General features: G+C 64.0%; 28 protein-coding genes. 25 read left to right on the top strand and 3 right to left on the bottom strand.

Annotation, left to right across the window (positions count from 1 at the left end; translation table 11 throughout):
• Nucleotides 1-42: 42 nt before the first annotated feature.
• The 15 genes from BN2154_RS12355 to BN2154_RS12285 all read left to right on the top strand — a co-directional run bounded on the left by BN2154_RS12355 (nucleotide 43) and on the right by BN2154_RS12285 (nucleotide 18,350).
• Entirely contained in the window at nucleotides 43-1,251 is a 1,209-nt protein-coding gene (locus BN2154_RS12355) for a peptidase U32 family protein (RefSeq protein WP_050619066.1), read from the top strand.
• Between the two features lie 15 nt (nucleotides 1,252-1,266).
• On the top strand, nucleotides 1,267-3,267 hold the full coding sequence (locus tag BN2154_RS12350; RefSeq protein ID WP_050619065.1) for a CAP domain-containing protein: 2,001 nt from the start codon (nucleotides 1,267-1,269) through the stop codon (nucleotides 3,265-3,267).
• A gap of 56 nt (nucleotides 3,268-3,323) precedes the next feature.
• On the top strand, nucleotides 3,324-3,854 hold the full coding sequence (locus BN2154_RS12345) for a hypothetical protein (RefSeq protein ID WP_050619064.1): 531 nt from the start codon (nucleotides 3,324-3,326) through the stop codon (nucleotides 3,852-3,854).
• Nucleotides 3,855-4,113: 259 nt separating this feature from the next.
• On the top strand, nucleotides 4,114-6,795 hold the full coding sequence (gene alaS / locus BN2154_RS12340) for an alanine--tRNA ligase (protein ID WP_050619063.1): 2,682 nt from the start codon (nucleotides 4,114-4,116) through the stop codon (nucleotides 6,793-6,795).
• Nucleotides 6,796-6,809: 14 nt separating this feature from the next.
• Nucleotides 6,810-7,148 carry a histidine triad nucleotide-binding protein gene (locus tag BN2154_RS12335; protein ID WP_050619062.1) on the top strand — a complete coding sequence of 113 codons (339 nt, stop codon included), beginning with the start codon at nucleotides 6,810-6,812 and terminating at the stop codon, nucleotides 7,146-7,148.
• Between the two features lie 257 nt (nucleotides 7,149-7,405).
• Nucleotides 7,406-7,624: a helix-turn-helix domain-containing protein gene (locus BN2154_RS12330; RefSeq protein ID WP_050619061.1), complete on the top strand. Its 219-nt coding sequence runs from the start codon at nucleotides 7,406-7,408 to the stop codon at nucleotides 7,622-7,624.
• Nucleotides 7,617-9,866: a DNA internalization-related competence protein ComEC/Rec2 gene (locus tag BN2154_RS12325; RefSeq protein ID WP_050619060.1), complete on the top strand. Its 2,250-nt coding sequence runs from the start codon at nucleotides 7,617-7,619 to the stop codon at nucleotides 9,864-9,866. The genes BN2154_RS12330 and BN2154_RS12325 overlap by 8 nt, the downstream gene beginning before the upstream one ends.
• 12 nt (nucleotides 9,867-9,878) lie before the next feature.
• A complete protein-coding gene (holA, locus tag BN2154_RS12320) occupies nucleotides 9,879-10,940 on the top strand; it encodes a DNA polymerase III subunit delta (RefSeq protein ID WP_050619059.1) in 1,062 nt (353 codons plus the stop codon).
• Between the two features lie 13 nt (nucleotides 10,941-10,953).
• Nucleotides 10,954-11,550, top strand: a complete 597-nt coding sequence (locus BN2154_RS12315) for a ribonuclease M5 (RefSeq protein ID WP_050619058.1) — start codon at nucleotides 10,954-10,956, stop codon at nucleotides 11,548-11,550.
• Nucleotides 11,541-13,760, top strand: a complete 2,220-nt coding sequence (locus tag BN2154_RS12310) for an ATP-dependent DNA helicase RecG (RefSeq protein ID WP_050619057.1) — start codon at nucleotides 11,541-11,543, stop codon at nucleotides 13,758-13,760. Before BN2154_RS12315 ends, BN2154_RS12310 begins: the two co-directional genes overlap by 10 nt.
• A gap of 13 nt (nucleotides 13,761-13,773) precedes the next feature.
• Nucleotides 13,774-13,977, top strand: a complete 204-nt coding sequence (locus BN2154_RS12305) for a DUF4177 domain-containing protein (RefSeq protein ID WP_050619056.1) — start codon at nucleotides 13,774-13,776, stop codon at nucleotides 13,975-13,977.
• Nucleotides 13,970-14,356 (top strand): C-GCAxxG-C-C family protein, encoded by a 387-nt coding sequence (locus tag BN2154_RS12300; protein ID WP_050619055.1) that lies wholly within the window; start codon nucleotides 13,970-13,972, stop codon nucleotides 14,354-14,356. The genes BN2154_RS12305 and BN2154_RS12300 overlap by 8 nt, the downstream gene beginning before the upstream one ends.
• A gap of 62 nt (nucleotides 14,357-14,418) precedes the next feature.
• Complete coding sequence (locus BN2154_RS12295; protein WP_050619054.1) at nucleotides 14,419-15,849, top strand: MerR family transcriptional regulator; 1,431 nt, start codon at nucleotides 14,419-14,421, stop codon at nucleotides 15,847-15,849.
• A 132-nt stretch (nucleotides 15,850-15,981) separates the two neighbouring features.
• A complete protein-coding gene (htpG, locus tag BN2154_RS12290; RefSeq protein WP_050619053.1) occupies nucleotides 15,982-17,898 on the top strand; it encodes a molecular chaperone HtpG in 1,917 nt (638 codons plus the stop codon).
• 209 nt (nucleotides 17,899-18,107) lie between these two features.
• The gene (locus tag BN2154_RS12285) at nucleotides 18,108-18,350 is read left to right on the top strand and encodes a hypothetical protein (protein WP_050619052.1); all 243 of its coding nucleotides are present in this window, start codon (nucleotides 18,108-18,110) and stop codon (nucleotides 18,348-18,350) included.
• A gap of 68 nt (nucleotides 18,351-18,418) precedes the next feature.
• Here BN2154_RS12285 and BN2154_RS12280 read toward each other — a convergent pair whose 3' ends face one another.
• Nucleotides 18,419-19,177, bottom strand: coding sequence for a tRNA lysidine(34) synthetase (locus tag BN2154_RS12280; RefSeq protein ID WP_050619051.1), 759 nt, complete (start codon nucleotides 19,175-19,177; stop codon nucleotides 18,419-18,421).
• A gap of 225 nt (nucleotides 19,178-19,402) precedes the next feature.
• Here BN2154_RS12280 and rplM point away from each other — a divergent pair, with 225 nt between their 5' ends.
• The 3 genes from rplM (at nucleotide 19,403) to BN2154_RS12260 (ending at nucleotide 21,066) form a co-directional block, all read left to right on the top strand.
• Nucleotides 19,403-19,834 carry a 50S ribosomal protein L13 gene (rplM, locus tag BN2154_RS12275; protein ID WP_050619050.1) on the top strand — a complete coding sequence of 144 codons (432 nt, stop codon included), beginning with the start codon at nucleotides 19,403-19,405 and terminating at the stop codon, nucleotides 19,832-19,834.
• 19 nt (nucleotides 19,835-19,853) lie between these two features.
• Entirely contained in the window at nucleotides 19,854-20,258 is a 405-nt protein-coding gene (rpsI, locus tag BN2154_RS12270) for a 30S ribosomal protein S9 (protein WP_050619049.1), read from the top strand.
• Between the two features lie 553 nt (nucleotides 20,259-20,811).
• The gene (locus BN2154_RS12260) at nucleotides 20,812-21,066 is read left to right on the top strand and encodes a helix-turn-helix domain-containing protein (RefSeq protein ID WP_050619047.1); all 255 of its coding nucleotides are present in this window, start codon (nucleotides 20,812-20,814) and stop codon (nucleotides 21,064-21,066) included.
• 22 nt (nucleotides 21,067-21,088) lie between these two features.
• Here BN2154_RS12260 and BN2154_RS12255 read toward each other — a convergent pair whose 3' ends face one another.
• Nucleotides 21,089-21,364: a helix-turn-helix domain-containing protein gene (locus tag BN2154_RS12255; protein ID WP_050619046.1), complete on the bottom strand. Its 276-nt coding sequence runs from the start codon at nucleotides 21,362-21,364 to the stop codon at nucleotides 21,089-21,091.
• Nucleotides 21,365-21,373: 9 nt separating this feature from the next.
• A complete protein-coding gene (locus tag BN2154_RS12250; protein ID WP_050619045.1) occupies nucleotides 21,374-21,583 on the bottom strand; it encodes a helix-turn-helix domain-containing protein in 210 nt (69 codons plus the stop codon).
• Between the two features lie 167 nt (nucleotides 21,584-21,750).
• Here BN2154_RS12250 and BN2154_RS16505 point away from each other — a divergent pair, with 167 nt between their 5' ends.
• The 7 genes from BN2154_RS16505 to BN2154_RS12220 all read left to right on the top strand — a co-directional run bounded on the left by BN2154_RS16505 (nucleotide 21,751) and on the right by BN2154_RS12220 (nucleotide 24,373).
• On the top strand, nucleotides 21,751-21,876 hold the full coding sequence (locus BN2154_RS16505; protein WP_278320025.1) for a hypothetical protein: 126 nt from the start codon (nucleotides 21,751-21,753) through the stop codon (nucleotides 21,874-21,876).
• A 129-nt stretch (nucleotides 21,877-22,005) separates the two neighbouring features.
• A complete protein-coding gene (locus BN2154_RS12245; protein WP_050619044.1) occupies nucleotides 22,006-22,602 on the top strand; it encodes a PLP-dependent aminotransferase family protein in 597 nt (198 codons plus the stop codon).
• 44 nt (nucleotides 22,603-22,646) lie between these two features.
• Complete coding sequence (locus tag BN2154_RS12240; protein WP_050619043.1) at nucleotides 22,647-22,838, top strand: hypothetical protein; 192 nt, start codon at nucleotides 22,647-22,649, stop codon at nucleotides 22,836-22,838.
• A 44-nt stretch (nucleotides 22,839-22,882) separates the two neighbouring features.
• The gene (locus tag BN2154_RS12235; RefSeq protein ID WP_050619042.1) at nucleotides 22,883-23,263 is read left to right on the top strand and encodes a Sec20 domain-containing protein; all 381 of its coding nucleotides are present in this window, start codon (nucleotides 22,883-22,885) and stop codon (nucleotides 23,261-23,263) included.
• Nucleotides 23,264-23,278: 15 nt separating this feature from the next.
• Nucleotides 23,279-23,488 (top strand): hypothetical protein, encoded by a 210-nt coding sequence (locus BN2154_RS12230; protein WP_050619041.1) that lies wholly within the window; start codon nucleotides 23,279-23,281, stop codon nucleotides 23,486-23,488.
• A gap of 95 nt (nucleotides 23,489-23,583) precedes the next feature.
• A complete protein-coding gene (locus tag BN2154_RS12225) occupies nucleotides 23,584-23,949 on the top strand; it encodes a hypothetical protein (RefSeq protein WP_154666696.1) in 366 nt (121 codons plus the stop codon).
• Nucleotides 23,950-24,082: 133 nt separating this feature from the next.
• The gene (locus BN2154_RS12220) at nucleotides 24,083-24,373 is read left to right on the top strand and encodes a hypothetical protein (RefSeq protein WP_050619039.1); all 291 of its coding nucleotides are present in this window, start codon (nucleotides 24,083-24,085) and stop codon (nucleotides 24,371-24,373) included.
• The last annotated feature ends 113 nt before the right edge of the window (nucleotides 24,374-24,486 follow it).

Below are 24,486 nucleotides of genomic sequence, written 5' to 3'. Positions count from 1 at the left end.
GGAAATCCCCGCCGGCCCCCCTTCGGATAAGGATGTGATGGAATGTCCCTTGAACTGCTGGCCCCCGCCGGGGACCGGGAACGGCTGGAGATGGCGTTGGCCTACGGGGCCGACGCCGTCTATCTGGCGGGCAGTGACTTCGGCATGCGAGCCTTTGCCGGGAATTTTGACCGGGAGGGTCTGCGGCAGGCGGTGGCGCTGTGCCGCGGCCGGGGCGCGGCTGTGCATGTCACCTGCAACACCATGCCCCGCAACGACGAGATGGACCGGCTGCCCGGCTGGCTGGAATACCTGGAGGAGCTGGGCGTGGACGCCGTGATCCTGGCCGACCTGGGGGTGTTCCGGCTGGCCCAGAAGTACGCCCCCCATGTCCGGCGCCACGTCTCCACCCAGGCGGGGGTGACCAACTACCAGGTGGCCCGGGCCTGGCACGAGCTGGGGGCGGACCGGGTCATTCTGGCCCGGGAGCTCTCGCTGGAGGAGGTCCGGGAGCTGCGGGCGCGGACGCCCCGGGAGCTGGAGGTGGAGGCCTTTGTCCACGGGGCCATGTGCGTGAGCTACTCCGGCCGGTGCCTGCTGTCCAACTACATGACCGGCCGGGACGCCCAGCGGGGGGCCTGCGCCCAGCCCTGCCGCTACCAGTACGCTCTGATGGAGGAGAAGCGGCCCGGAGAATATTTTCCGGTTTTTGAGGAAAACGGGGAAACCTATATCATGAACAGCCGGGACATGTGCATGATCGACCACGTTCCGGAGCTCCTGGAGGCAGGGGTGGACGCCCTGAAGATCGAGGGCCGGGCCAAGTCGGCCTATTATGCCGCCGCCGTCACCAACGCCTACCGCCACGCGGTGGACGCCGCTCTGGCCGGGGAGCCTCTGGACCCGGTGTGGCGGGCCGAGGTGGACAAGGTGAGCCACCGGCCCTACTCCACCGGCTTCTGGTTCGGGCCGCCGGGCCAGTACACCGGCGACGCGCGGTACATCCGCCGGTGGCAGGTGGTGGCGGTGGTAGAGTCCTGCGACGGGGAGGGAAACGCCGTGCTGTCCCTGCGCAACAAGTTTGCCGCCGGGGACGAGCTGGAGCTCATCGGCCCCGGCCTGGACCCCCTGGCCTTCCGGGTCCCGCGGATGACGGACCTGGAGGGGGCGCCCCTCCGGGAGCCCCGCACGCCCCAGATGCGCTTTTCCATGCGCCTGCCCCGTCCCGCCCCGGCCCTGTCCATCCTGCGGGCCTGCCGGGAACATTCCTGAACGCGGAGGGATTGTATGAAACGCTTTTTCGGCCTCGTCGCGGCCCTGACCCTGGCCCTGAGCCTGTCCGCCGCCGCCGTGCAGGTGGGAGACGCGGTAGGCGAACGCTTCACGCTCCCGGTCTATGAGGCGGAGTGGGAGGTGCTGCGGCTGACCAACGCCGCGCGACTGGCCCGGGGCCTGACGCCCCTGTCCATGTTTGACCGCCTCCACCAGGCGTCCCGTACCCGGGCCAGAGAGCTGGCCGCCGACTACCGCTCCGATCACACCCGGCCTGACGGCTCCAACTGCTTTACCGTCCTAGACGACGTGGCCCTCACCGACTGGAGCGTGGTGGGGGAGAACATCGCCCAGGGCCAGCGCAACTCCGCCGAGGTGGTGACGGCCTGGATGAACAGCCCCGGCCACCGGGCCAACATTCTGGAGGGTGAGTTCACCCATATGGGGGCGGGCTATGACGGCCTCTATAGCTGGGAACAGCTCTTTCTGGGGGCCTGTTCCCCCCGGCCGGAGAAGGTGCTGGCCGGGCCGGCCGGGGAGCGCTTCCCCGTGGGCACCCCCCTGGACGAGATGGGGGCGGTGCTGGTGCTCAGATGTTCCCACGGCGCGAGCTGCCTGCCGGTGGCCGCCGGGATGTGTCAGGGCTATGACCCCGAGGCCGCCGGGCCCCAGACCGTCACGGTCTCCTACGGCGGCCGGTCGGTGGAGATGACCGTCACCCTGACGGGGGAGACCGCCGCGGGGACGGGGACCTGGGGAGACCTGACCTATGAAAAGACGCCCTCCGGCATCACGATCACCGGCTATACCGGGCCGGGGGCCGGGGAGTGGGAGGACACCGGCAGCGGGACCGCCTACCGCCGGAGCGGGACCTCCGGCGGGGATCTGGTGATCCCCGCAGCCATCGACGGCCTGCCGGTGACCGCCATCGCCTCCCGGGCCTTCTGCGCCGCCACACTGGATTCGGTCACCTTCCCGGCCGGCCTCCGGACCATTGGGGATTCCGCCTTTTACTGTGCCCGGATCGTCCAGCCGGTGGTCATCCCCGCCGGTGTGGAGGAGATCGGCGCCTACGCCTTCAGCTATGTGTCCGGGCTGCCCGCGATGTGTGTGGAGGAGGGTAACCGTGCCTACCGCTCGGTGGGCGGCGTGCTCTTCAGCGCCGACATGACCACCCTGATCCTCTACCCCCAGGGTATGAGCGGCCAGGTCTATACGGTCCCCGAGCGCGTGACGCTGCTCGGCTGCACCAGCTTTGCCAACTGTGGCCTGACGGCCCTCATCGTGCCCAACGCCGAGACCCGGGCCATGGGCTACACCTTCGCCAACTGCGGCCTGACCCTATACGGCGTCCCCGGCGGGGACCTGGAGGAGCAGTATTCCGGCCTGAACGCCGACCGGCTGACCTTCGCGCCGCTGGACCAGGCCCCGGCGTGCGATCCCTACACCGCCTGGGCGGCGGCGGAGGAGCTCTGCGGCCTGGGGCTGCTCCAGGGCAAGGGGACCCTGGCCAACGGCCTGCCCGACTTCGCCCTGGCCGACCCCTGCACCCGGCAGGAGGCCCTGGTGCTGCTGCTGCGGCTGCTGGGTGAGGCGGGCGCGGTGCGCCCGGCGGACGCCTCCGCACACCCCTTTGCCGATGTGGACGCCTGGGCCTCCGCCTATGTGGGCTACGCCTACCAAAACGGCATCGCACAGGGCGCCGGTCCGACCGCCTTCCGCGGCGGAGACGCCGCCACTCCGGCCCAGTGTGTCACCTTCGTGCTGCGGGCCCTGGGCTACGAGAGTGGGGCCGACTTCGCCTGGGACAGCCCCTGGACGTTGTCGGACCGGATCGGCCTGACCCTGGGCCGGTATGGCGCGGAGGCCGGGAAGACCGCCGACCGGGGCGGGATGGTGCTGCTGTGCCGGGCGGCCCTGGACTGCCCCATGGCGGACGGCTCCGGCACGCTGCGGCAGCACCTGCAGGCGCGGGGCGTCTTGCAAGAGGAAAGCGATTTTATTGAATTTCAATAAAAATATATTGAAATTCGTCTGTGACTGTGCTATCCTGAGTCCAGGAAGGTGATCGCATGGAAGGACGTGTTCTGGCCAGAGGCCGGGCCCGCTGGTTTTTCGCGGGGCACCTGGTGGTGACGGCAGCTAGTCTCCTGCTGCTGCTGGCTCTGGGCGCCCTGGACGTGAACGTGGAGGACCGGCCGGCGTGGGTGCTGCTGGGGGTCATGCTTGCCCTCTACGTCCCGGCGGGCTGGATCACGGCCCGGTGGCAGGGCTGGTCCCGCCCCACGCCTGGGGAAGGGGTGCGGGCGGTGCTGCTGCCCGCTCTGACGGCCTGGGCCTGGGCCCTGACCGGCTGGGGACTGGTGACCCTGACGCCCCAGAGCGGGGTTGGGATGTGGATGCTGCTGTCCACCGGCCTGTTTGCCACCCCGTCCTTTTTTCTCATGCTGCTGACCCTGCTCCATCTGGCGACCGAGCCGCTGTGGCAGCCGGTGTGGTATCTTGCCATGGGCCTGGCCGGGCTGCTGCCGCCGCTGCTGTTCGTTTTGGGGTCTATCCTGCCGAAAAGACGGTTGACAACGGCGGAAAATGTGATAAACTAATGAAGCTAACGGCAATGACGAAGCCAAGGATACCACGCCGCACAGAGCGAGAGGGGATGGTGCGAGCCCTCTGCGACACGGGTGTCCGCGCCACTTCCGAGCCGCCCGCGACGAGCGGGACGCCCCATCCCCGTTACCGGATGACTGAGATATGCCCGGCGTCCGGCGCGGGGCATTGATTAGGGTGGTACCGTGGAGTAGACTTGCTCCGCCCCTAACCGGGGCGGGGCTTTATTTTTTTGTATCGGAGGTAATTCCCATGCCCACCAGGAAGTACGGCCTCAACGAGCTGCGCGAGATGTTCCTCAGCTTTTTTGAGACCAAAGGCCATCTGCGCCTGCCCAGCTTTTCCCTGATTCCCCAGAACGACCCGTCCCTGCTGCTCATCAACTCCGGCATGGCCCCCATGAAGCCCTGGTTCACCGGCGAGCAGGAGCCGCCCCGCCATCGGGTGACCACCTGCCAGAAGTGCATCCGCACCGGCGACATCGACAACATCGGCCATACCGCCCGCCACGGCACCTATTTCGAGATGCTGGGCAACTTCTCCTTTGGCGACTACTTCAAAAAGGACGCCATCCACTGGGCCTGGGAGTTCCTGACCTCCCCCGAGTGGGTGGGGCTGGACCCGGACCGGCTGTACCCCTCCGTTTTCGCCGGCAACGAGACCACCCCCGCCGACGATGAGGCCTTCCGGATCTGGAACGAGGAGATCGGTATCCCCGCCGGGCGCATCTTCAAGTTCGGCAAGGAGGACAACTTCTGGGAGCACGGCTCCGGCCCCTGCGGCCCCTGTTCTGAAATCTATTACGACCGGGGGGAGAAGTACGGCTGCGGCCAGCCGGGCTGTACGGTGGGCTGCGAGTGCGACCGATATATCGAGGTCTGGAACGTGGTATTCTCCCAGTTTGACAACGACGGCGAGGGCCACTACACCGAGCTCAAGCAGAAGAACATCGACACCGGCATGGGCCTGGAGCGCCTGGCGGTGGTGTGCCAGGACGTGGACTCCCTCTTCGATGTGGACACCGTCATGAACATCACCAACAAGGTGTCGGAGATCACCGGGGCCCACTACGGGCAGACCAGGGAGAAGGACGTCTCCCTGCGGGTCATCACCGACCACATCCGCTCGGCCACCTTTATGATCTGCGACGGCGTGCTCCCCTCCAACGAGGGCCGGGGCTACGTTCTGCGCCGCCTGCTGCGCCGGGCGGCCCGCCATGGCAAGCTGCTGGGCGTCAACGAGCCCTTCCTGTACGAAGTGTGCGATACCGTCATCCATGAAAACGAGGGACACTATCCCGAGCTGCGGGAGCGGCAGGAGTATATCACCAAGGTCATCCGGACGGAGGAGGAGAACTTCGCCCGCACCATCGACGGCGGCATGAGGATTTTCAGCGACCTGCTGGCCGGACACAAGGCCAAGGGGGAGACGGTGTTCTCCGGGGCCGACGCCTTCAGGCTGTATGACACCTACGGCTTCCCCATCGACCTGACCATCGAGATGGTGGAAGAACAGGGCATGAGCGTGGACCAGGCGGGCTTCCAGAAGCTGATGCAGGAGCAGAAGGAGCGGGCCCGGAAGGCCCGGGAGGCCCTGGGCGACCTGGGCTGGGCCGGTGTGGAGTTCGGCAAGGACGTGCCCGAGACTGAATTTGTGGGCTATGAGCACACCACCTTCCCCGGGGCCAAGGTGGTGGCCCTGGTGGTGGAAAACGAGCCGGCTGAGGAGCTGATGCCCGGCGTGGAGGGCATCGTGGTGCTGGACAAGACCCCCTTCTACGCCGAGATGGGCGGCCAGGTGGCCGACCACGGGCAGATCGTCATTGCCGGCGACCGGGGCGTCTGCTTTGAAGTGACCGACGTGCAGAAGAACAAGGGCGGCAAGTATATGCACTACGGCAAGCTGTTGGAGGGCGTTTTGAAGGTAGGCGACGCCGTCTGCGCCCAGATCGACGGCCAGCGCCGCAAGGCCGTCATGCGCGCCCACTCGGCCACCCATCTGCTGGATAAGGCCCTGCGCACCGTGCTGGGCGACCACGTTCAGCAGGCCGGCTCCCTGGTGGAGCCCGACCGGCTGCGCTTCGACTTCACCCACTTCTCCGCCATGACGGTCGAAGAGCTTCAGCAGGTGGAGGTCATGGTGAACGACGCAATCCTGGAGGGCTATCCCATCCGCACCGACGTGCTGCCCATCGAGGAGGCCAAAAAGAGGGGTGCCATCGCCCTGTTCGGCGAGAAGTACGGCGACACCGTCCGGGTGGTGGACATGGGCGGCGGCTATTCCGTGGAGTTCTGCGGCGGCACCCACCTGGACAATACCGCAAAGGCCGGGCCGTTCCACATTGAAAGCGAGTTTTCCGTGGCCAGCGGCGTGCGCCGGATTGAGGCCACCACTGGCCGTGCCACATTGGAGTGTATGCACAGCCACTGCTGTACGATCAACGCTATGGCGGAGACGCTGAAGGCCAAGCCGGCGGACCTTGTTTCCAAGGCCGCGCAGGAGATCCAGGAGATCCGGGCGCTGCGCCATGCGGTGGAGGCCTTCAAGGCCCGCGAGGCCGTGGGCGAGGCGGGCCGCTTCCTCATGGGGGCCAAGAGTGTGGGCGGCCTGAAGGTCGTCACCGCCACGCTGGACGACGCCGACGCCGACCGCCTGCGCAAGATGGGCGATTTCCTGCGGGACAAGGACCAGACCGTGGTGGCCGTGCTCTCCGCCGTGCGGGAGGAGAAAATCACCTTCCTGGCCGTCTGCGGCAAGGAGGCGGTGGCCAAGGGAATCAAGGCCGGCGATATCATCCGGTCCGTCACGGCCGTCTGCGGCGGCAAGGGCGGCGGCAGGCCCGACTCCGCCATGGGCGGGGGCACCGACGTGCTCAAGCTGGACGACGCGCTGGCCTCTGTGGACGACTTTGTCCACGCCAAGCTGGGGCTGTAAAAGGAGGTTTTTCCATGAGTGACTGCCTGTTTTGCAAGATCATCGCGGGGGAGATTCCCTCTTCCAGGGTCTATGAGGACGAGCTGTGCTACGCCTTCTACGACATCGACCCGCAGGCCCCCACCCATTTCCTGGTGATCCCCAAGGAGCACATCGGCTCCTGCGGGGAGATCGGGCCGGAGAATGCCGCCGTGGTGGGCCATATCTTCCAGGTCATCTCCAGGCTGGCCGGGGAGCTGGGCATGGAGAGCTTCCGGGTGGTGTCCAACTGCGGCGAGCAGGCGGGTCAGTCCGTCCACCATCTGCACTTCCATGTGCTGGCGGGACGGGATATGACCTGGCCGCCGGGCTGAGGCGCCGGCGTGTTCCGCGCCCCTCCGGGGGGAAGCGCAAGCCCTCCCCAATGGGGGACTGCAAGAACCTAAGCCCAGGGAAGGGGGGAAAGAGAGCCCCCTTCCCTGGCGTTTTTTTGCCTCTTTTCCAGAAGGGAGGTCCCGCCGGTGGCCCTGTCTCGACTGGACTTAAAATCAAATATGTGGTAATATCAGACTGTATAGTCGGCTTTTATCCATCAAAACCTACCAAATGGTAGTGTGAAATAGGTGATTGCATGTATTTTCGACGTCTGGCCGACATGCGAAATGATCGGGATTTGAAGCAAAAAGAGGTTGCGGCCTATTTAGGCCTGCATCCGGATGTGTATGGCCGCTATGAGAAGGGAAAACGTGAGATCCCGGTCTGGGACGTCATAAAGCTGGCAGAGTATTCCCGGACGAGCACCGACTATCTCCTGGGCCGGACGGACGACCCGGCGCCGCCCCGTGCGTAAGCTCTTCTGCTTCTCGGCCGCCTTCGCCGCGGCGGTCTTTGCCCTGCGCTACGGCGCGGCCCCGCTGGTCCTGCTGGCCCTCCCCGCTGCCCTGTGGCGGAGAGAAGACCGGGCGCTGCGGGCCGGGCTGGTCTGCCTGGGCCTGATTGCGGGCCTTTTGTGGTGCCGGGGCTACGACGCCCTTGTACGCGCCCCCGCCCGGGCCCTGGAGAACACCTGGGCGGAGGTCTCCGCCACGGTGGAGGACTGGCCCCGGGAGACCTCCCACGGCGTTTCGGTCACCGTCCGGGTCCACACTCCGTCGGGTCCTGACGCGAAGGCCCTCCTCTACGCGGACGAGAACTATGCCTGGCTCTCCCCCGGCGACGGACTGACCTTCACCGCCCGGTTCCGCCCGGCGGATCGGGTCCGGGGCGCGGCCGACGAGACCTGCCCCGCCCGGGGCGTCTTCCTGCGGGCCTACGCCAATGGGGAGGCGCTGACGGTGGAGCGCCCGGACCGGGTGCCCCTTCGATACTGGCCCGCCCAGTGGGCCGGGGGCCTGCGGCGGACTGTGGAGTCCCTCTTCCCGTCGGAGGTGTCGCCCCTGATCCGGGCCCTCCTCACCGGCGACAAGGCCAGGCTGTCCGACGCGGACTACGGGGCCCTCCAGCGCGCCGGGCTGGCCCATACCGTGGCGGTCTCCGGCCTGCACATCTCCTTTCTGGTGTGGGTGGCCGTCCAGCTCCTGGGGCGGAACCGCCGCCGCACTGCCCTCCTGGCCCTGCCGCTGCTGGCCTTCTACGCCCTGGCGGTGGGGGGCTCCCCCTCGGTGGTCCGGGCAGTGGTGATGCAGGGGCTGCTGCTCCTGGCCCCGCTGCTGGGCCGGGAGACCGATCCGCCCACCAGTCTGGCCTTCGCCCTGCTCCTGCTGCTGGTCCAGAACCCCTACGCCGCCCACAGCGTCAGCCTCCAGCTCTCCTTCGCCGCCGTGGTGGGGCTCTTGGCCTTTTCCGGGCGGCTGGAGGGCTTTCTGTGGGACAAGCTGGACCTGAAACCGGCCCGGAAGGGCTGGAAGCGCTGGCGCAACAAGGCCGTCCGCCTGCTGGTGACCACCTTTTCCGGCACCTGCGGGGCCCTGGCCTTCTCCACACCCCTGGCGGCCTGGCAGTTCGGCTCGGCCTCTCTGATCGCCCCACTGTCCAACCTGCTGTGCCTGTGGTGTGTGGAGTTGGTGTTCACCCTGGGCCTGACGGCGGCGGCTCTGGGCATGGCCGTTCCCGCCATGGGCGGAGCGCTGGCCGCGCTGGTCACGCCTTTTGCCCGCTGGCTGCTGTGGATGGCCCGGCACTTGGCGGACCTGCCCTTCGCCTCCCTGTCTCTCACCAGCCCCTATCTGACGGCCTGGCTGGCCTTTGTCTACGGCGTTTTCTTGCTGTGCTGCGTCTGGCGGCGGCAGCGGCGGTATGTGCTGCCCGTCTGCGCCTGCGTCTGCACCCTGTGCGTCTGCCTGGTGCTGACCCGGCTGGCCGACACCGCGCCCCGGCTCACCCTGGTGGCGCTGGACGTGGGCCAGGGGCAGAGCACTCTGCTGCGCTGCGGGGCGCGGACCGCCCTGGTGGACTGCGGCGGCAGCGAGGGCAATGCCGGGGACCGGGCGGCGGACTACCTGCGGGACCGGGGGCGGGACTCTCTGGACCTGCTGGTGCTGACCCACTTCCACGCCGACCACGCCAACGGAGTGGCCGAGCTGCTGGAGCGGGTGCGGGTGGACGTGCTGGCCGTCCCGGACGTGGAGCCGGACGACCCTCTGCGGCGGGAGCTGCTGGCCCTGGCGGAGGAAAAGGGAACCCAGGTCTGGCTGGTGCGGGAGGACGCCCGGCTGGCCTTCGGCTCCGCCGAGCTGACCCTCTACGCCCCGCTGGGGGCGGGGGAGGCCAACGAGGAGGGCTTGTCCCTGCTGTGCCGGGCAGGGGACTTCACCGCCCTGTTCACCGGGGATATGGGGGCCGACATCGAGGCCCGGCTGGTGAAGTACGGGGACCTGCCCCAGGTGGATGTGCTGGCGGTGGGGCACCACGGCTCAAAGAACGCCACATCCCAGCTTCTGTTGGAGGCCGTCTCACCGGAGACCGCTCTGGTCTCGGTGGGGTATAATACTTACGGACACCCGTCGCCGGAGACCCTGCTCCGGCTGGACGGGGCGGACTGCGTGATCTACCGCACCGACCTGCAGGGGACCATCACCGTTACGGTGGGCTAAAGGAGAGAGGATATGCCGCCAAAACAGAGCGGGGACAGCGCCGCCTACAAACAGCTCAAGCAGGATATCGCCGCCGGGACCATCGGCCGGCTGTATGTGTTCCACGGGGAGGAGGCCTACCTCCGGGACTATTATCTGGGCCAGATGAAGACCAAATTGGTGCCCGCCGGGCTGGAGGAGTTCAACCTCCACACGGTGCAGGGCAGGGACTGCGACCCCAAACGGCTGGCCCAGGAGATCGACGCCCTGCCCATGATGAGCCCAAGGACCATGGTGCTGGTGTACGATTATGACCTGTTCAAGGCCCCGGCGGGGGACAAGGAGGCCCTGACGGCCCTGTTCGCCGACCTGCCGGACTATGTATGCCTGGTGTTCATCTACGATCTCATCGAGTATAAGCCCGACGCCCGGACCAAGCTGGCCGCCGCCCTCAAGCAGCAGGGCGCCGCCGTGAAGTTTACCCGGCAGGAGCAGGGGGACCTGGTGGACTGGATCCGCCGCCGCTTCCGGGCCCTGGACCACGACATTGACTCCGAGCTGGCCCGGTATCTCATCTTCCTGTGCGGGGACCTGATGAACGGGCTCATCTCGGAGATCGGCAAAATCGGCTCCTACGCCAGCCACAGGGTCGTCACCCGCGCCGACATCGACGCCGTGGCCACCCCCCAACTGGACGCGGTGGTGTTCCAGATGACCGACGCCATCGCCGCCGGGAACTTCGACAAAGCCGCCTCGGTGCTGGGGGACCTGCTCCACATGGGGGAGCCTCCCATCAAGCTCCTGAGCGTGCTGGGCCGGCAGCTTCGGCAGCTCTACTCCGCCCGGCTGGCCCTGGAGAGCCGGAAGGGCAGCGGGTATGTGGCCCAGCTCTGGGCCATGCGCTCGGCCTACCCGGCCCAGAAGCTCACCGACGCCGCCCGGCGGTTCGACCGGAACTGGTGCCGCATGGCGGTGACCGAGGCGGCCAAAGCCGACCTGGCCATGAAATCGGTTTCGGGGGCCGATGGGGAAGAGCTGCTGATCGAGCTGCTTTTGAAGCTGGCCAACACAAAGCCGAAAACCGGCATCGCGTGAGGGAGGTGGACCCGTGTTCCGCATCCAGGAGGCCATCGTGGTGGAGGGCCGCTATGATAAAAACACCCTGTCCCAGCTGGTGGACACGGTCATACTGGAGACCGCCGGCTTCGGCGTGTTCCAAAACGCCGAGCTGGTGGCCCTGCTGCGCCGTCTGGCCCGGACCCGGGGGCTGATCGTCCTCACCGACTCCGATGGGGCGGGCTTTCTCATCCGCGGCCACCTGAAAAGCGCCCTGCCCGCCCAGGGGGTAAAGCACGCCTATATTCCCGACGTGCCCGGCAAGGAGCGCCGCAAGCGCGCCCCCGGCAAGGAGGGCAAGCTGGGGGTGGAGGGCATGTCCCCGGCGGTGCTGGAGGCTGTGCTCCGCCGGGCGGGGGCCACCTTTCTGGACGAGCCGGACGCCGCCGCCCAGACCTCCCCGCCCATCACCAAGGCCGATCTGTTCGCGCTGGGGCTCTCCGGCGGGCCGGGGGCGGCGGAGCGGCGGGGGGTGCTGCTGGAAAAACTGGACCTGCCGGAGCATCTGTCCCCCAATGCCCTGCTGCCGGTCCTCAACGCACTGTATACAAGAGATGCGTTTCTACAAGAGGAAGAGGAATGGAGCTGAATACCCCCCTGACGGCCCTGCCCGGAGTGGGCCCCGCCCGGGCCAGGAGCCTGGAAAAGCTGGGCTTGAGAACGGTGGGGGATCTGCTGGGCTACTACCCCCGGGACTATGAGGACCGGACCAAGCGGTACGCCATCGCCCAGGCCCCGGCGGATACGCCGGTGTGCGTTTCCGCCATGGTGGCCGAGACGCCGCGGCTCTCCCGCATCCGAAAGGGACTGGAGCTGACCCGGGTAAAGGTGGTGGACGGCTCCGCCGCCATGACCCTTACCTTCTTCAATCAGAGCTACGTCAGAGATGCCCTGGTCCCCGGGCAGGAGTACATTTTCTACGGCCGGGTGGAGGGGGACCGGGGGGGCCGCCAGATGACCAACCCGGTGTTCGAGCGGGAGGACCGGGCCCGGTTTACCGGGCGCATCCTGCCGGTCTATCCCCTGACGGCGGGGGTGTCCAACAACCTGCTGGCCGGCCTGGCCCAGCGGGCGGTGGAGGAGTGCGCCTGCCAGGTGGCCGAGACCCTGCCCGCGGATCTACTGGAGGCCCATGACCTGGCCCCGGCGGAGTTCTCCTGCCGCAGTATCCACTTTCCCCAGGACTTTGACGCCCTGGCCCGGGCCAAACGGCGGCTGGTGTTTGAGGAGCTCTTCACCCTATCCGCCGGCCTGGCCCTGTTGCGCCAGCGCCGCAGCGGGGGGGAGGGGCCGGCCTTTCCGGCCTGCGACCCGGCGGACTTTTATGCTCTGCTGCCCTTTGCGCCCACGGAGGCCCAGCGGCGGACCATCTCCGAGTGCGCCGCCGATCTGACCTCGGGACGGCCCATGAACCGGCTGGTCCAGGGGGACGTGGGCTCGGGCAAGACGGCGGTGGCCGCGGCCTGTGCCTGGATGGCCTTCCGCAGCGGCTGGCAGGCGGCCATGATGGCCCCCACTGAGATCCTGGCCGAGCAGCACTGCCGCTCCCTGTCGGCGCTGCTCGCCCCGGCTGGGATGCGGGTGGGACTGCTCACCGGCAGTATGCGGGCCGGAGAAAAAAAGAGGGTCTATGCCGCCCTGGAGGCGGGGGAGATTGACTTCGTGGTGGGGACCCACGCTTTGCTGTCCGGACCGGTGGCCTTCCGGCGGCTGGGCCTGGTGGTGGCCGACGAGCAGCAACGCTTCGGCGTGGAGCAGCGGGCGGCCCTGGCCGCCAAGGCGAACACGCCGGATTGCCCGCCCGAGGCGGGCCGCCGCCTGTGCGGCGAAGGCCGGGGGGATTCAGTTCCCCCGGCCGCAAATGGAATGGATGGGGTCCCTACAGCGGCATGCCGCTGTAGGGAAGTGGAGCAGCGGGCGGCCTTGGCCGCCAAGGGCGAGAAAAAAATTCGCCCCCATGTGCTGGTCATGTCGGCCACCCCCATCCCCCGCACCCTGGCCCTTATCATCTACGGGGACCTGGACGTGTCGGTCATCGACCAGCTTCCGCCGGGCCGCCTTCCGGTGAAAACGGTGCTGGTGGGGGAATCCAAACGGCAGCGGATGTACGGCTTTGTCCGCGAGCAGATCCGCCAGGGGCGGCAGGCCTACATCGTCTGCCCCGCCATCGAGACCGACCCGGAGAGCGCCGCCGCCGATCTGAAGCGGGTGGTGGAGTACGCAGAAGGGCTGCAAAAGCAGGTGTTCCCCGACCTGCGGGTGGGGCTGGTCCACGGCAGGATGAAAGCGAAGGACAAGGAGGCGGCCATGGCCGCCTTCGCCCGGGGGGAGACCCATATCCTGGTGTCCACCACCGTCGTCGAGGTGGGGGTGGACGTGGCCAACGCCACGCTGATGATCGTGGAAAACGCCGACCGTTACGGCCTGAGCCAGCTCCACCAGCTCCGGGGCCGGGTGGGCCGGGGGGAGCACCAGTCCTGGTGCGTGCTGGTCAGCGACAACCGCAGCCCGGAGACCCGGGCCCGGCTCAAGGTGCTGGTGGACACCGCCGACGGCTTCCGGATCGCCGAGGAGGACCTGAAGCTCCGCGGGCCCGGCGACTTTTTCGGCCGCCGACAGCACGGCCTGCCCGCGCTGCGCATGGCCGACCTGAACACCGACACCCGGGTGCTCAAGGAGGCCCGGGACGCCGCGGCGGCGCTGCTCTCCGCCGACCCGGATCTGTCCCGTCCGGAGCACCGGCCTTTACTGGAGAAGGTGCGGCGGCTGTTCGAGGAAAATCCCGATATGTTCAATTGAGAGGAGACCGGATATGTACGAGTACAAATACGTAAACCTGCTGTCCGACGGCGTGGCCGCCGCCAAGTTCCAGGAGCACCGGGCGATCATCGACCAGCACGCCGCCCAGGGCTGGCGGTACGCCGGCTGTATCCCCACCCACATCAGCGGCAGCGGGGTGCTGTGCAACCTGGATCTGATTTTTGAACGGGAAAAGGAGGAATTCTGTCATGACTAAGTTGGAACGGGCCCGGGAGCTTCGGGCCGACACCGCCCGGCACTACAACTGCTGCCAGTCGGTGGTGCTGCCCTTCGCCGAGGAGCTGGGGCTGGACGAGGAGGCCGTTTTGAAGCTGGCCGAGCATTTTGGCTCCGGGATGCGGCGCGGCTCGGTGTGCGGGGCGGTGACCGGGGGGCTGATGGCCCTGGGCCTCATGGGAAAGAGCGGCAGTCAGGACGCGCAGGCCTTCCAGCGGGCTTTTCGGGAGGGGTCCCAGTATCTGGACTGCGCCGAACTGCTCAAATGCGCCAAAGAGCGCGGGGAGGAGAAAAAGGAGCATTGCGACCGGATGGTGTTCCTGGCGGTGGAGCTGGTGGAGGAAATGCTGAAAAATTGAGGGAAAGGGCTTGACTGTAAAGTTGCTTTATCCTTTACAATGCCCTCAAAAGGAGGGATTCCATGACGGTCAAGGAATTGGAACAGGCTCTGGGCATGAGCCGGGCCAACATCCGGTTCTACGAAAAGGAGGGGCTGCTTTCTCCGCTCCGGCTGGAGAATGGTTACCGGGACTACACCCCGGATGACCTGGAGACCCTGCGGAAGATCAAACTGCTGCGGCAGCTCCAGGTCCCGGTGGAGGACATCCGGGCGCTCCAGCAGGGCGGAAAGGAACTGACCGCTCTTTTGGCGGCTCAGGAGGAGGACCTCCGGCGGCGGGCGTCGGATCTGGAGGCCGCCCGGACGCTGTGCCGCCGGATGGAGGCGGACCAGGTGAGTTACCGGGATCTGGACGCGGTCCGGTATCTGGAGGAGATGGAGCGGCTGGAGCGGGGCGGCGCCCGGTTCCAGAGCGTGGAGGCCGATGCCCTGCCCACGGTCAGCCATCCCTGGCGGCGGTTTTTTGCCCGTAGCCTGGACTTCGGACTGTGCCGCCTGCTGCTGAACGCCGTCCTGGCGCTGGGGTTTCGCTTCCAGGCGGGAGACGGACTGTTGTGGACGCTGCTGATGAGCTATCTGACCTGGGCGGTGCAGTTCGTGCTGGAGCCCCTGCTGCTGAGCACCTGGGGCTATACGCCGGGCAAGTGGGTCCTCGGTCTGACGGTCCGAAACGCCGAAGGCGGCAAGCTGAGCTTCTCGCAGGCTGCCGCCCGGCTGGCCGGGGTGTTTTGCCGCGGTGAGGGCTATGGCATCCCCCTCTACAATCTCTATCGCAATTACAAGTGCTACAGGGCCTGCGACGCCGGGGAGCCTCTGCCCTGGGAGGAAGAGCAGGCCTACACCATCCGGGACCTGCGGGCGCTGCGCTGCCTGGGCCTTGCGGCGGCTTACGGGGCCGTGATGGGTTTGGGTGTGCTGGTCGGTCTGTATCTGTTGGTACCGCCGGTGCGGGGCCCCCTGACGGTGGCGGGATTTGCCCGCAACTACAACGATGTGTATGGGCGGTATTTTGGAGAGGCGGGCTACCAACTGGACGTATCCGGGACCTGGCAGGAGAATGGGGCTGAAAACGCGATCGTTTTGGATTGGACCGGAGGCAGGTCGCCCCCTGCGTTTGACTACACCCTGTCCGACGGCGTGCTGACCGCCGTTTCCTTTCAGGAGCGTGCGCCGGAGCTGCCGTTCGGCTCCGGCAGCCGGCCGGCTGCCACGGTGCTCGCGCTGCTGTGCGCCCGGTCGGAGGTGGGGCTGTTCAACTGGCGTCGGGCGGCCATGGAGGCGCTGGAGCAGATGGGGCCGGCCCATGAGGACTACAGCTTTACCTGCTATGGTCTGACGGTGACCAATCAGGCGGACTATACGGGCTACGAGACGGTGGGAGACTACCTGTGGCCTGTGGAGGGGGAGACGCAGACATTCCGGCAGACCTTTTCCGTCACCCTGGCGGAGTAGGTCAAATTGTAAATATTTTTTGAACCCTCTTGAAAAATCGTATCCTAAGTATTATGATAGCGTTAGCACTCTTGGATAATGAGTGCTAACGCTATGTTTATAAGGAGATTCATATATACGGAGGCGTGCACCATGGTAAAAAAACAATTCAAGGCGGAATCAAAGCGGCTGCTGGACCTGATGATCAACTCCATCTACACCCACAAGGAGATTTTCCTCCGGGAGCTCATCTCCAACGCCAGCGACGCGGTGGACAAGCTGGCCTACAAGGCCCTCACCGACGATCAGGTGGGTCTGGACCGGGGAGACTTCAAAATTACGCTGGTCCCTGACAAGGAGCAGCGTACCCTCACCATCTCCGACAACGGCATCGGCATGACCAAGGAGGAGCTGGAGGCCAACCTGGGCACCATCGCCCGCAGCGGCTCTCTCCAGTTTAAGCAGGAGCTGGCCCAGAAGGACGAGGGGGACAAGACCGACATCATCGGCCAGTTCGGCGTGGGCTTCTATTCCGCCTTCATGGTGGCCGACCGGGTGACGGTGGTCTCCAGGGCCTACGGCTCGGACGAGGCGTGGAAGTGGGAGTCCGCCGGTGCGGACGGCTACACCCTCACCGCCTGTGAAAAACCGACCGTGGGCACCGACATCACCCTGCACATCAAGGACAACACCGAGGACGACGACTACGACCCCTATCTGGAGACCTACCGGCTGGACGAGCTGGTGAAGAAATACTCCGACTATATCCACTATCCCATCGTCATGGAGATGGAGCACTCCCATCAGAAGCCCAAGCCGGAGGACGCGCCGGAGGACTACCGGCCCGAGTATGAGACTGTGAAGGAGTGGGAGACCCTCAACTCCATGGTGCCCCTGTGGCAGAGGCCCAAGAGCGAGCTGAAGGACGAGGACTACAACCAGTTCTACAAGGAGAAGTTCGGAGATTGGGAGGACCCCCTGGCGGTGATCCACACCTCCGCCGAGGGCATGGTGGAGTATAAGGCTCTGCTCTATCTTCCCGCCCGGGCCCCCTTTGACTTTTACACCCGGGAGTATCAGAAAGGCCTGCAGCTTTACTCCTCCGGCGTGCTCATCATGGACAAGTGCGCCGACCTGGTGCCCGACTGCTTCTCCTTCGTCCGGGGCGTGGTGGACTCCCCCGACTTCTCCCTGAATATCTCCCGGGAAATGCTCCAGCACACCCGGCAGCTCAAGGTCATCGCCGCCAACCTGGAGAAGAAGATCAAGGCCGAACTGCTGAAGCTCCAAAAGGACGACCGGGAGAAGTATGAGAAGTTCTGGTCCGCCTTCGGCCGCCAGATCAAGTACGGCGTGGTGGGGGAGTACGGAGCCAAAAAGGACCTGCTGAGGGACCTGCTGCTGTTCTGGTCCTCCAGGGAGGGGAAGAACACCACCCTGGCCGAATACAAGGCGCGCATGGCCGAGGACCAGCCCTACGTCTACTACCTCTGCGCCGAGAGCGTGGAGAAGGCGGCCAAGCTGCCCCAGGCCGAGCGCATTCTGGATCAGGGCTATGAGATCCTCTACCTCACGGACGAGGTGGATGAGTTCATCATGAATACTCTGGCCGAGCTGGACGGCAAGGCCTTCAAGAACGTCAACGACAACGACGCCCTGCCCGAGAGCGACGAGGAGAAGGCGGCCAGCGAGAAGAAGGCCGAGGAGAATAAGGATGTGCTGGACTTCGTCAAAGAGGCCCTGGGCGACCGGATCAAGGAGGCCCGGGTGTCCAAGATCCTGAAATCCGCCCCGGTGTGCATGACCTCCGACGGCCCGGTCACCCTGGAGATGGAGAAGTATTTCCAGCGGGTGGACCCCGAGCAGGCCAAATTTATGAAGGCCCAGCGGGTGCTGGAGCTCAATCCGGATTCCGGCGCCTTTGCCGCGCTCCGGGCCGCCCTGGACAGCGATAAGGAGCTGGCGGGCACATATGCCGAGATCCTGTACGACCAGGCGCTGCTCATCGCCGGCTTCCCTCTGGAGGACCCCTCCCGCTACACCGAGCTGGTGTGCAGTTTGATGAAGTGAACAAAAACAGGAGCGCCGCCCGAGGGCGGCGCTCCTGTTTTCGACAAAGGAGGGGACTATTTGGGGAAGATGGGGCCTGGGTCCTATAAACAAAACAAAAAATAGCTTCAAACGAAAGAATATGACACTTCGAAGTTTGGATAAGGTGACAATTGCGCGGACCGCCCCGGCGTGTTATACTCGGAGCAGATAAGGAGGTAATGCCAATTATGTTGATCGAAATGAAGTTTCATTCCGTCGCCGAGCTCCAGCGCCTGCAGGAGATCGCCTGCGACGTCAAGGAAGAGGTCTTCCTGCACTCCATGGACGACCGCATCCGTGTAGATGCCAAGTCTTTTATCGGACTGTTCACGCTGGACTTTACCCAGCCGGTAAAGGTGGTCACCGAGTCCCCCTATGTGATCCGCAAGCTGGAGATACTCAAGCGCAAGCAGGAACGGGCGCTGGCCTGAGGGCCGGCGCCTTTCTGATTTTGCTGGAGATGAAAACGGGCGCCTCCCAGAAGGGGGCGCCCGTTTGGTCATTCTCCGTCGGGCAGGGGCAGGCGGCGGTGCTCCACCGGCCCCCATGCGGGCAGAGGCAGGCGCTGCATGGCCCCGAACACCCGGCTCTTCAGACCGGGGTACTGCCGGTCCAGGTCCCTGACCAGCTCCTTGATCTCCTGCCGCTTGGTGCAGCCGTTGGCGGGGCAGGGGTTATAGACCACCGGCAGGCCGGCCCTGGCCGCCGCGCCGCGGACCATGGCCTCCCCGCAGTAGAGCAGAGGCCGAATCTGGGTGATGCCCGTCCGGTCCAGGTAGGTTACCGGCTGAAAGCAGGAGATGCGGCCCTCATAGAACAGAGAGAGAAAAAAGGTCTCCACGGCGTCGTCGTAATGATGGCCCAGGGCGATCTTGGTGATGCCCCGCTCCTGGAGCGCGTTGTGGAGGGCGCCACGCCGCATTTTGGCGCACAGGGAGCAGGGGTTGCTCTCCTGGCGCAGGTCGAAGATGATGTGGTGGATTTCGGTGTGCAGCAGGGTGTAGGGCACATTCAGCCGGGCGCACAGGTCCGCCACCCGGGAGAAGTCGGCGCTCTCCCGGCCGTCGGCGTGGCCCATGTCCAAAGTAATGGCCTCCACCGTGAAGGGCTTGGGATAGAACTCCCGCAGCTTGGCCAGGGCCGCCAGCAGCGTCAGGGAATCCTTTCCCCCGGAGACGCCAACGGCCACCCGGTCCCCGGACTGAATCATGTCGTAATCCTCCACACAGCGGCGGACGTGGCTCAAAACCTTGTTCATGGAGCACCTCAAAAAAGAAAAATGATATTTAGGAAATCAAAGATATCGCGAGATAACAGGAGAAAAAACGAGATTGCGTTTTCTAAATAAAAAAAGTTTAAAAAAGCGGTTGACACCTTGTAACTTGGGTATTATAATACAAAACGCTCCACCCGTAAAGAGTGGAGCGTCAATCATGTTTAGAGCAAAATAACATAGAAGATCAAACAAATTGGAGGTTACACCATGTCCACATTTATGGCCAACAAGGGCAACATCGTGCGCAAGTGGTACATTCTGGACGCCGCTGGCAAGCCCCTGGGCAAGACCGCCGCTACCGCCGCCGTCCTGCTCCGCGGCAAGCACAAGCCCGAGTATACGCCGCACGCCGACTGCGGCGACTTTGTCATCATTGTCAACGCCGAGAAGGCCGTGCTCACCGGCAAGAAGCTGGAGCAGAAGTATTACCGCACCCACTCCGGCTGGGTGGGCGGCCTGAAAGAGACCAAGTATCGCCTGCTGATGCAGGACAAGCCTGAGCTGGCCATGAAGCTGGCCGTCCGTGGCATGATGCCCCGCAACATCATCACCAAGGACTCCCTCACCCGCCTGAAGATCTACCGCGGCGCCGAGCACAATCACGCCGCCCAGAAGCCCGAAGCCTGGACTCAGGGTTAATTAAGGAGGAATTTCGAACATGTATAAGAGCAAGAAGCCCTATCATTACGGCACTGGCCGTCGGAAGTCCTCCGTGGCCCGCGTCCACCTGTTCCCCAACGGGACCGGCTCCATTACCATCAACGGCCGCGATATCGACGAGTATTTCGGCCTTGACACCCTGAAGATGGTGGTCCGTCAGCCTCTGAATACCACCGATACCAACGGCAAGGTGGACATCGTGGCCACTGTTGTGGGCGGCGGCGTCAGCGGCCAGGCCGGCGCCATCCGGCACGGCGTAGCCCGCGCTCTGCTCCAGATGAACGAGGAATTCCGCCCTGCGCTCAAGAGCGCCGGCTTCCTCACCCGCGATCCGCGTATGAAGGAGCGTAAGAAATACGGTCTGAAGGCCGCCCGCCGCGCTCCCCAGTTCTCCAAGCGCTGATATTTCAAAAAATCCCTGGAACCGCAACGGTTTCAGGGATTTTTCCTTTGATAAAGTCTGATATAATACAGCAAAGAAAAACATAAAATATTGAGGTTCATTTGAGGTGCATGGGCCTTAAAACCGCTTTTTGAGGTGCATGGTGAGGTTCATTTTGGTGCATCCTTTTCGCCCCTCTCCCGCTGCCTCAGTCGCCGCCTCTCTGTCTCCCGGTCAAGCATCTCGCGGCCCCCTGGCCGCCGGAGAATACTTTCCGTCAATTCAACGGCAGCCAGAGCCGCAATCTTTACGGCGTGGTCAGGGATGTCCTGCGGGCTGAACTCCAGCTCGGAAATTCCCTCATGAACTTTGTCCATAAAATCCCTCCAAAAAAATGTGTGAGCGCGCTCACCAGGTAGATACTAACACAAAAAGAGGCCGCTATGCAGGGTATTCCCTGTGTAGCGGCCTCTTTTTGCCTTACGCCAATGTTCTAACGGAATACGTGATTTTCTTACAAAATCCAGCGGGCTCTTAAAATCCTTGTTAGAATCTCACGTAAAGGAGCTTGGCTATGATTAGGATTTTACTGTCCACCCGGCTTGGCGAGCGGAGGTGGACGCAAGCTGATCTTGCTCGGGCCACGGGCATTAGGCCGTCGACCATCAACGACCTGTACCACGAGATCGCCGAGCGTGTCAATCTGGAGCATCTCGACCTGATATGCGAAGCGTTGGGGTGCGATCTATCCGATCTGATAGTCCGGGAGGACAACCCAGATGTTCGGGTCAAATCGCGCACTGGCGCAGAAATACATAGCAAGCGGTAGCCTGCTCCGAGGCCTCGGGCGTTTATTCGTCCGAGGCCTTTTCCTTTGCAGGAATTGTATATACCGTCGTCGCATCCAGTATATCCCCTGGCTGGCATTCAAGCTGGTGGCAAAGAATCTGTATCGTCTCAAACGGAACGTCCAAATGCCGCCGCATAGCCTTGACTGTCTGTGTCGGTAACCCAAACTTCTTGCCGACCTGCGCATCTGTCAGCCCGCGAACATCATCGCGCTTGAAAAATGGATCAAACGAAACGATTGTCCGCCTGATTCCGCGCTCCTCGAAATCCTCGTACATGGAAACCTCCTAAATCTCCGTCCCGTCCGGGAACTTGAACGAGCAGATAAACTCCGCCCCAAGCGCTGCGGCGATGTGTTCCAAATCTTCACGGGTCAGCGTATTCCGCTTAACCTTTTGATTGAGGTTTGACGGCGACGTCCCCAGCGTCCGAGCGAGTTCCGCTTGGGACACTCCCTTGTAGGACAAGGCCATTTTCAACATCTGTTCCGTAGTCACGCTATCACCTCCCATATAAAATATACAGCGTTTGCTGTTCAATGTCAATGACACAATAAAAATTTTTTAGAAAATCGTAAATAAAACACTTGACATTATTTAGCGATTGCTGTATATTATACTCGTAAGGCAGAGGTCGACAACCTCTTACGGAAGGAAGTGAGGACTTGGACGAGATGACAACCGCCGAGCTCAATCAGTTCTTAGAGAACATCGCAAAACTGATTGAGGCTACCGCCAACGACCCGGCCGCAGCCGCTAAGATCGTGCGGGACAGCAAGGTCAAAGCATAAAAAAGGTGCGCAGCCCCTCGCTAAAGTAGCTACGCACCGCACCTCGTAAGGCAGAGGCGAGCCGGGAGCCTTACCCCGGCCGCCTTGATTATAACCGAGTAAGGCAGAAAAATCAAGGAGGAACACAAAATGATGATGTCCGAGTTTGTTGAGCGCACCGGCTTCCAGCCCACCGCTGACGAGTACGACCAGATCGAAAGCGCCTATTATGCCTTTGACGGCGACAAGGATGCCTTTTGCAAGGCGTTTGTCGAGCAGGGCGGCGAAATGAAGATCTACAAGGCCAGAGCTAACGAGATTGCCCGCCTGCGGAGCCAGATGTCGGAGATTGAGAAAGAGCACAAGAAGGAAGTGGCAGACCGCGACCGCCGCATCAATGAGTTGACTGCCGAGCTGGACCGTGAGCTTGAATGGAAGCCCAGCGATGGTGCCGGCACGAACATGGAGCAGAAGCGTTACGAGGAGCTTGCCAAATACGGCAAGGCGATGACCGACGAAGAGGCCAAGGCGTTTATCGCTGACGAGTGCGGCTTCGATCCCGAGAAGATCCGCATTCTGCACGAGGTCAACACCTACGAGGTCAACAAGCACCGCCGCCTTCGCAAGTCTGGCACCTTCGACCGCGCGCCCGTGTACGAGGCCACCGATTGGAACTATGTCCGCTTTGACTGCGCCTGCTTCATGTATGAGCTGGTCAACGGCGAACTCCGCTTCTACTGCTGCTAAACTATCGCCCGCCCCGGAGGTCACGAGGGCAGAAAGGGAATACCATGGCCAATCAAGACGCTTACCTGCACGACCTCAGCGACCTGCAAAAGGAAATCGACCATCTGCTAAGCCTGGTGCCGGTCGGCAAGTCCAAGAGAGACCTCCGGGCGCGTGAGGATGCCGAAGCCGCAGCCGGCAGAGCCAGAGCCACCATTGGCTGCATGAGAAACGACTACATCATCAAAGACTGCTGAATGTCGCCTGACCTATCGGGCCTACGGGGAGAAAGGAAATCGCTATGAACAAGACCGAGTACATGAACACCATCAACGAGAAGTTGACTGCCGCCGAGGGCCTGTGCGCCGACCTGCGGAAGCTCCGGGGCCTCCAGAAGCTGGCCCAGTCCATCACCGGCTCCGACGCGCTGGTGTCCTTTGCGACCCTGTCCAAGACCATCGCCGACAAGGAAACCGAGCTGAAGGCGGTGCGCGGGGAGCTCCAGAAGGCCCGCCGCATCGTGAAGAAGCTGGACGAGATCGAGGCCATTGAGGCCGGCAACGCCCCGGCCCCTACCTCCAAGAAGCAGGCCGCGAAGAAGCCCGTGGCCAAGAAGCCCACCAAAGCCAAGGCCGAGCAGGCCGCGAAGGACCTCAAGGATGCCGCCACCCCGGCGGCCTGACGGGAGGTGATGTGCATGACTTACCTGAAGATTCTGTCCTACGCCCGGCGCGGCATTCGGGCCGAGATTGACAATTACCGCGCGATGCAGGAAAAAGCCCTGGCGGGCGCCGGAGCGCACCCGGAGGCCAAGAGCCTTGCGGACGGTCTCCAGAACATGATCGACGCCCTGGAGGTTGACATGGCTACCATCGACGAGCTCCAGGAGATCCACGACAGAAAGTGAGGACGCCAATGAACGGTCCGAGAGAGTTTATTGAGGAATTTGCGGCAAAGCAATACGGGAAGGACTTCCCGTGTCCCAGGTGCGGTAGGCAGTCCATGGACATCAACCCGTCGAGGAATGCATTGAGCCGGCGAGCAGGGGTACAAGTGTGCGACGAGTGCGGGACGCTCGAGGCCATAGAGGATATGGCTGGTGGGTTTAAGCTCCCGTTGTCCGCTTGGGCAATTATGAAAAATCCGGTGGAATGGGAGATGCCCCTGCAGCTGACCTTCGTCGGCCGCGACAGCTGGAGCCGCCCAGTCTACGAATGCGGCGGCCGGCTGTATGTCGACGACGACCCCCGGGCGGATCGCCATCCGGCCATCTGCACGAAGCAGGATAACGACTTTGATGGAGAGCCATGCGACCCAATTCCTGCTGGTGCTGAGGTTGAGTTCATTCCGCATCGTGATACCTGGTGACCCCGCCTGATGATGGCCCGCTGGGAACGGGCCGAAACGCCCCGCCGAGGGCGTCGCGGGAACCCGTCGGCACAGGGGAGAAGCGCCGCCCCTTTTACATACATGACCTTGAAAATCGAATAGGAGGTATGCCATGAGCAGGGATTGGACTCCAGCCGAACTCCAGGCCGTCAGCACCGCCATGAAGGCCCGGGGCGAAATGGGCTACGAGGAATTCTGCGCCTACCTGGAGCGATGCACCGAGAAGGTCGTGGTCGTCCACCTGGCCGACGGTGACGCCATCACCACCAGGATTCACGGCACCGAGCAGGATATCCGGGACTACTATCGCATCGGCTCCTGCCTCAATATGGGCGCGGCCGGCGACCGGCTGGTGGAGATTGTTGCGGTGGACATAGTGGATGTCAGCGGGAACACCACCTGACAGGCACGTAGGTGAGTTGCAACACGCCATTTGTGTTCTCATGGGGTAGACGCATGCCCAAGCCGAAAAAGCGCCTGTGCGCCCCGTAAATGGGAAAGCGCCGGAAAACGGAA

Origin of the sequence: Intestinimonas massiliensis (ex Afouda et al. 2020) (genome assembly GCF_001244995.1) — a bacterium.
Classification (GTDB): domain Bacteria; phylum Bacillota; class Clostridia; order Oscillospirales; family Oscillospiraceae; genus Intestinimonas; species Intestinimonas massiliensis.
This window is presented reverse-complemented; position numbering and strand designations above follow the sequence as displayed.

What these genes read in the sequence shown, in the direction of transcription:
- BN2154_RS12355 (WP_050619066.1), top strand. Translation starts at nt 43, where the DNA reads ATGTCCCTTGAACTGCTGGCCCCCGCCGGGGACCGGGAACGGCTGGAG.
- BN2154_RS12350 (WP_050619065.1), top strand. Translation starts at nt 1,267, where the DNA reads ATGAAACGCTTTTTCGGCCTCGTCGCGGCCCTGACCCTGGCCCTGAGC.
- BN2154_RS12345 (WP_050619064.1), top strand. Translation starts at nt 3,324, where the DNA reads ATGGAAGGACGTGTTCTGGCCAGAGGCCGGGCCCGCTGGTTTTTCGCG.
- alaS (WP_050619063.1), top strand. Translation starts at nt 4,114, where the DNA reads ATGCCCACCAGGAAGTACGGCCTCAACGAGCTGCGCGAGATGTTCCTC.
- BN2154_RS12335 (WP_050619062.1), top strand. Translation starts at nt 6,810, where the DNA reads ATGAGTGACTGCCTGTTTTGCAAGATCATCGCGGGGGAGATTCCCTCT.
- BN2154_RS12330 (WP_050619061.1), top strand. Translation starts at nt 7,406, where the DNA reads ATGTATTTTCGACGTCTGGCCGACATGCGAAATGATCGGGATTTGAAG.
- holA (WP_050619059.1), top strand. Translation starts at nt 9,879, where the DNA reads ATGCCGCCAAAACAGAGCGGGGACAGCGCCGCCTACAAACAGCTCAAG.
- BN2154_RS12310 (WP_050619057.1), top strand. Translation starts at nt 11,541, where the DNA reads ATGGAGCTGAATACCCCCCTGACGGCCCTGCCCGGAGTGGGCCCCGCC.
- BN2154_RS12305 (WP_050619056.1), top strand. Translation starts at nt 13,774, where the DNA reads ATGTACGAGTACAAATACGTAAACCTGCTGTCCGACGGCGTGGCCGCC.
- BN2154_RS12300 (WP_050619055.1), top strand. Translation starts at nt 13,970, where the DNA reads ATGACTAAGTTGGAACGGGCCCGGGAGCTTCGGGCCGACACCGCCCGG.
- BN2154_RS12295 (WP_050619054.1), top strand. Translation starts at nt 14,419, where the DNA reads ATGACGGTCAAGGAATTGGAACAGGCTCTGGGCATGAGCCGGGCCAAC.
- htpG (WP_050619053.1), top strand. Translation starts at nt 15,982, where the DNA reads ATGGTAAAAAAACAATTCAAGGCGGAATCAAAGCGGCTGCTGGACCTG.
- BN2154_RS12285 (WP_050619052.1), top strand. Translation starts at nt 18,108, where the DNA reads ATGTTGATCGAAATGAAGTTTCATTCCGTCGCCGAGCTCCAGCGCCTG.
- BN2154_RS12280 (WP_050619051.1), bottom strand. Translation starts at nt 19,177, where the DNA reads ATGAACAAGGTTTTGAGCCACGTCCGCCGCTGTGTGGAGGATTACGAC.
- rplM (WP_050619050.1), top strand. Translation starts at nt 19,403, where the DNA reads ATGTCCACATTTATGGCCAACAAGGGCAACATCGTGCGCAAGTGGTAC.
- rpsI (WP_050619049.1), top strand. Translation starts at nt 19,854, where the DNA reads ATGTATAAGAGCAAGAAGCCCTATCATTACGGCACTGGCCGTCGGAAG.
- BN2154_RS12260 (WP_050619047.1), top strand. Translation starts at nt 20,812, where the DNA reads ATGATTAGGATTTTACTGTCCACCCGGCTTGGCGAGCGGAGGTGGACG.
- BN2154_RS12255 (WP_050619046.1), bottom strand. Translation starts at nt 21,364, where the DNA reads ATGTACGAGGATTTCGAGGAGCGCGGAATCAGGCGGACAATCGTTTCG.
- BN2154_RS12245 (WP_050619044.1), top strand. Translation starts at nt 22,006, where the DNA reads ATGATGATGTCCGAGTTTGTTGAGCGCACCGGCTTCCAGCCCACCGCT.
- BN2154_RS12240 (WP_050619043.1), top strand. Translation starts at nt 22,647, where the DNA reads ATGGCCAATCAAGACGCTTACCTGCACGACCTCAGCGACCTGCAAAAG.
- BN2154_RS12235 (WP_050619042.1), top strand. Translation starts at nt 22,883, where the DNA reads ATGAACAAGACCGAGTACATGAACACCATCAACGAGAAGTTGACTGCC.
- BN2154_RS12230 (WP_050619041.1), top strand. Translation starts at nt 23,279, where the DNA reads ATGACTTACCTGAAGATTCTGTCCTACGCCCGGCGCGGCATTCGGGCC.
- BN2154_RS12225 (WP_154666696.1), top strand. Translation starts at nt 23,584, where the DNA reads ATGGACATCAACCCGTCGAGGAATGCATTGAGCCGGCGAGCAGGGGTA.
- BN2154_RS12220 (WP_050619039.1), top strand. Translation starts at nt 24,083, where the DNA reads ATGAGCAGGGATTGGACTCCAGCCGAACTCCAGGCCGTCAGCACCGCC.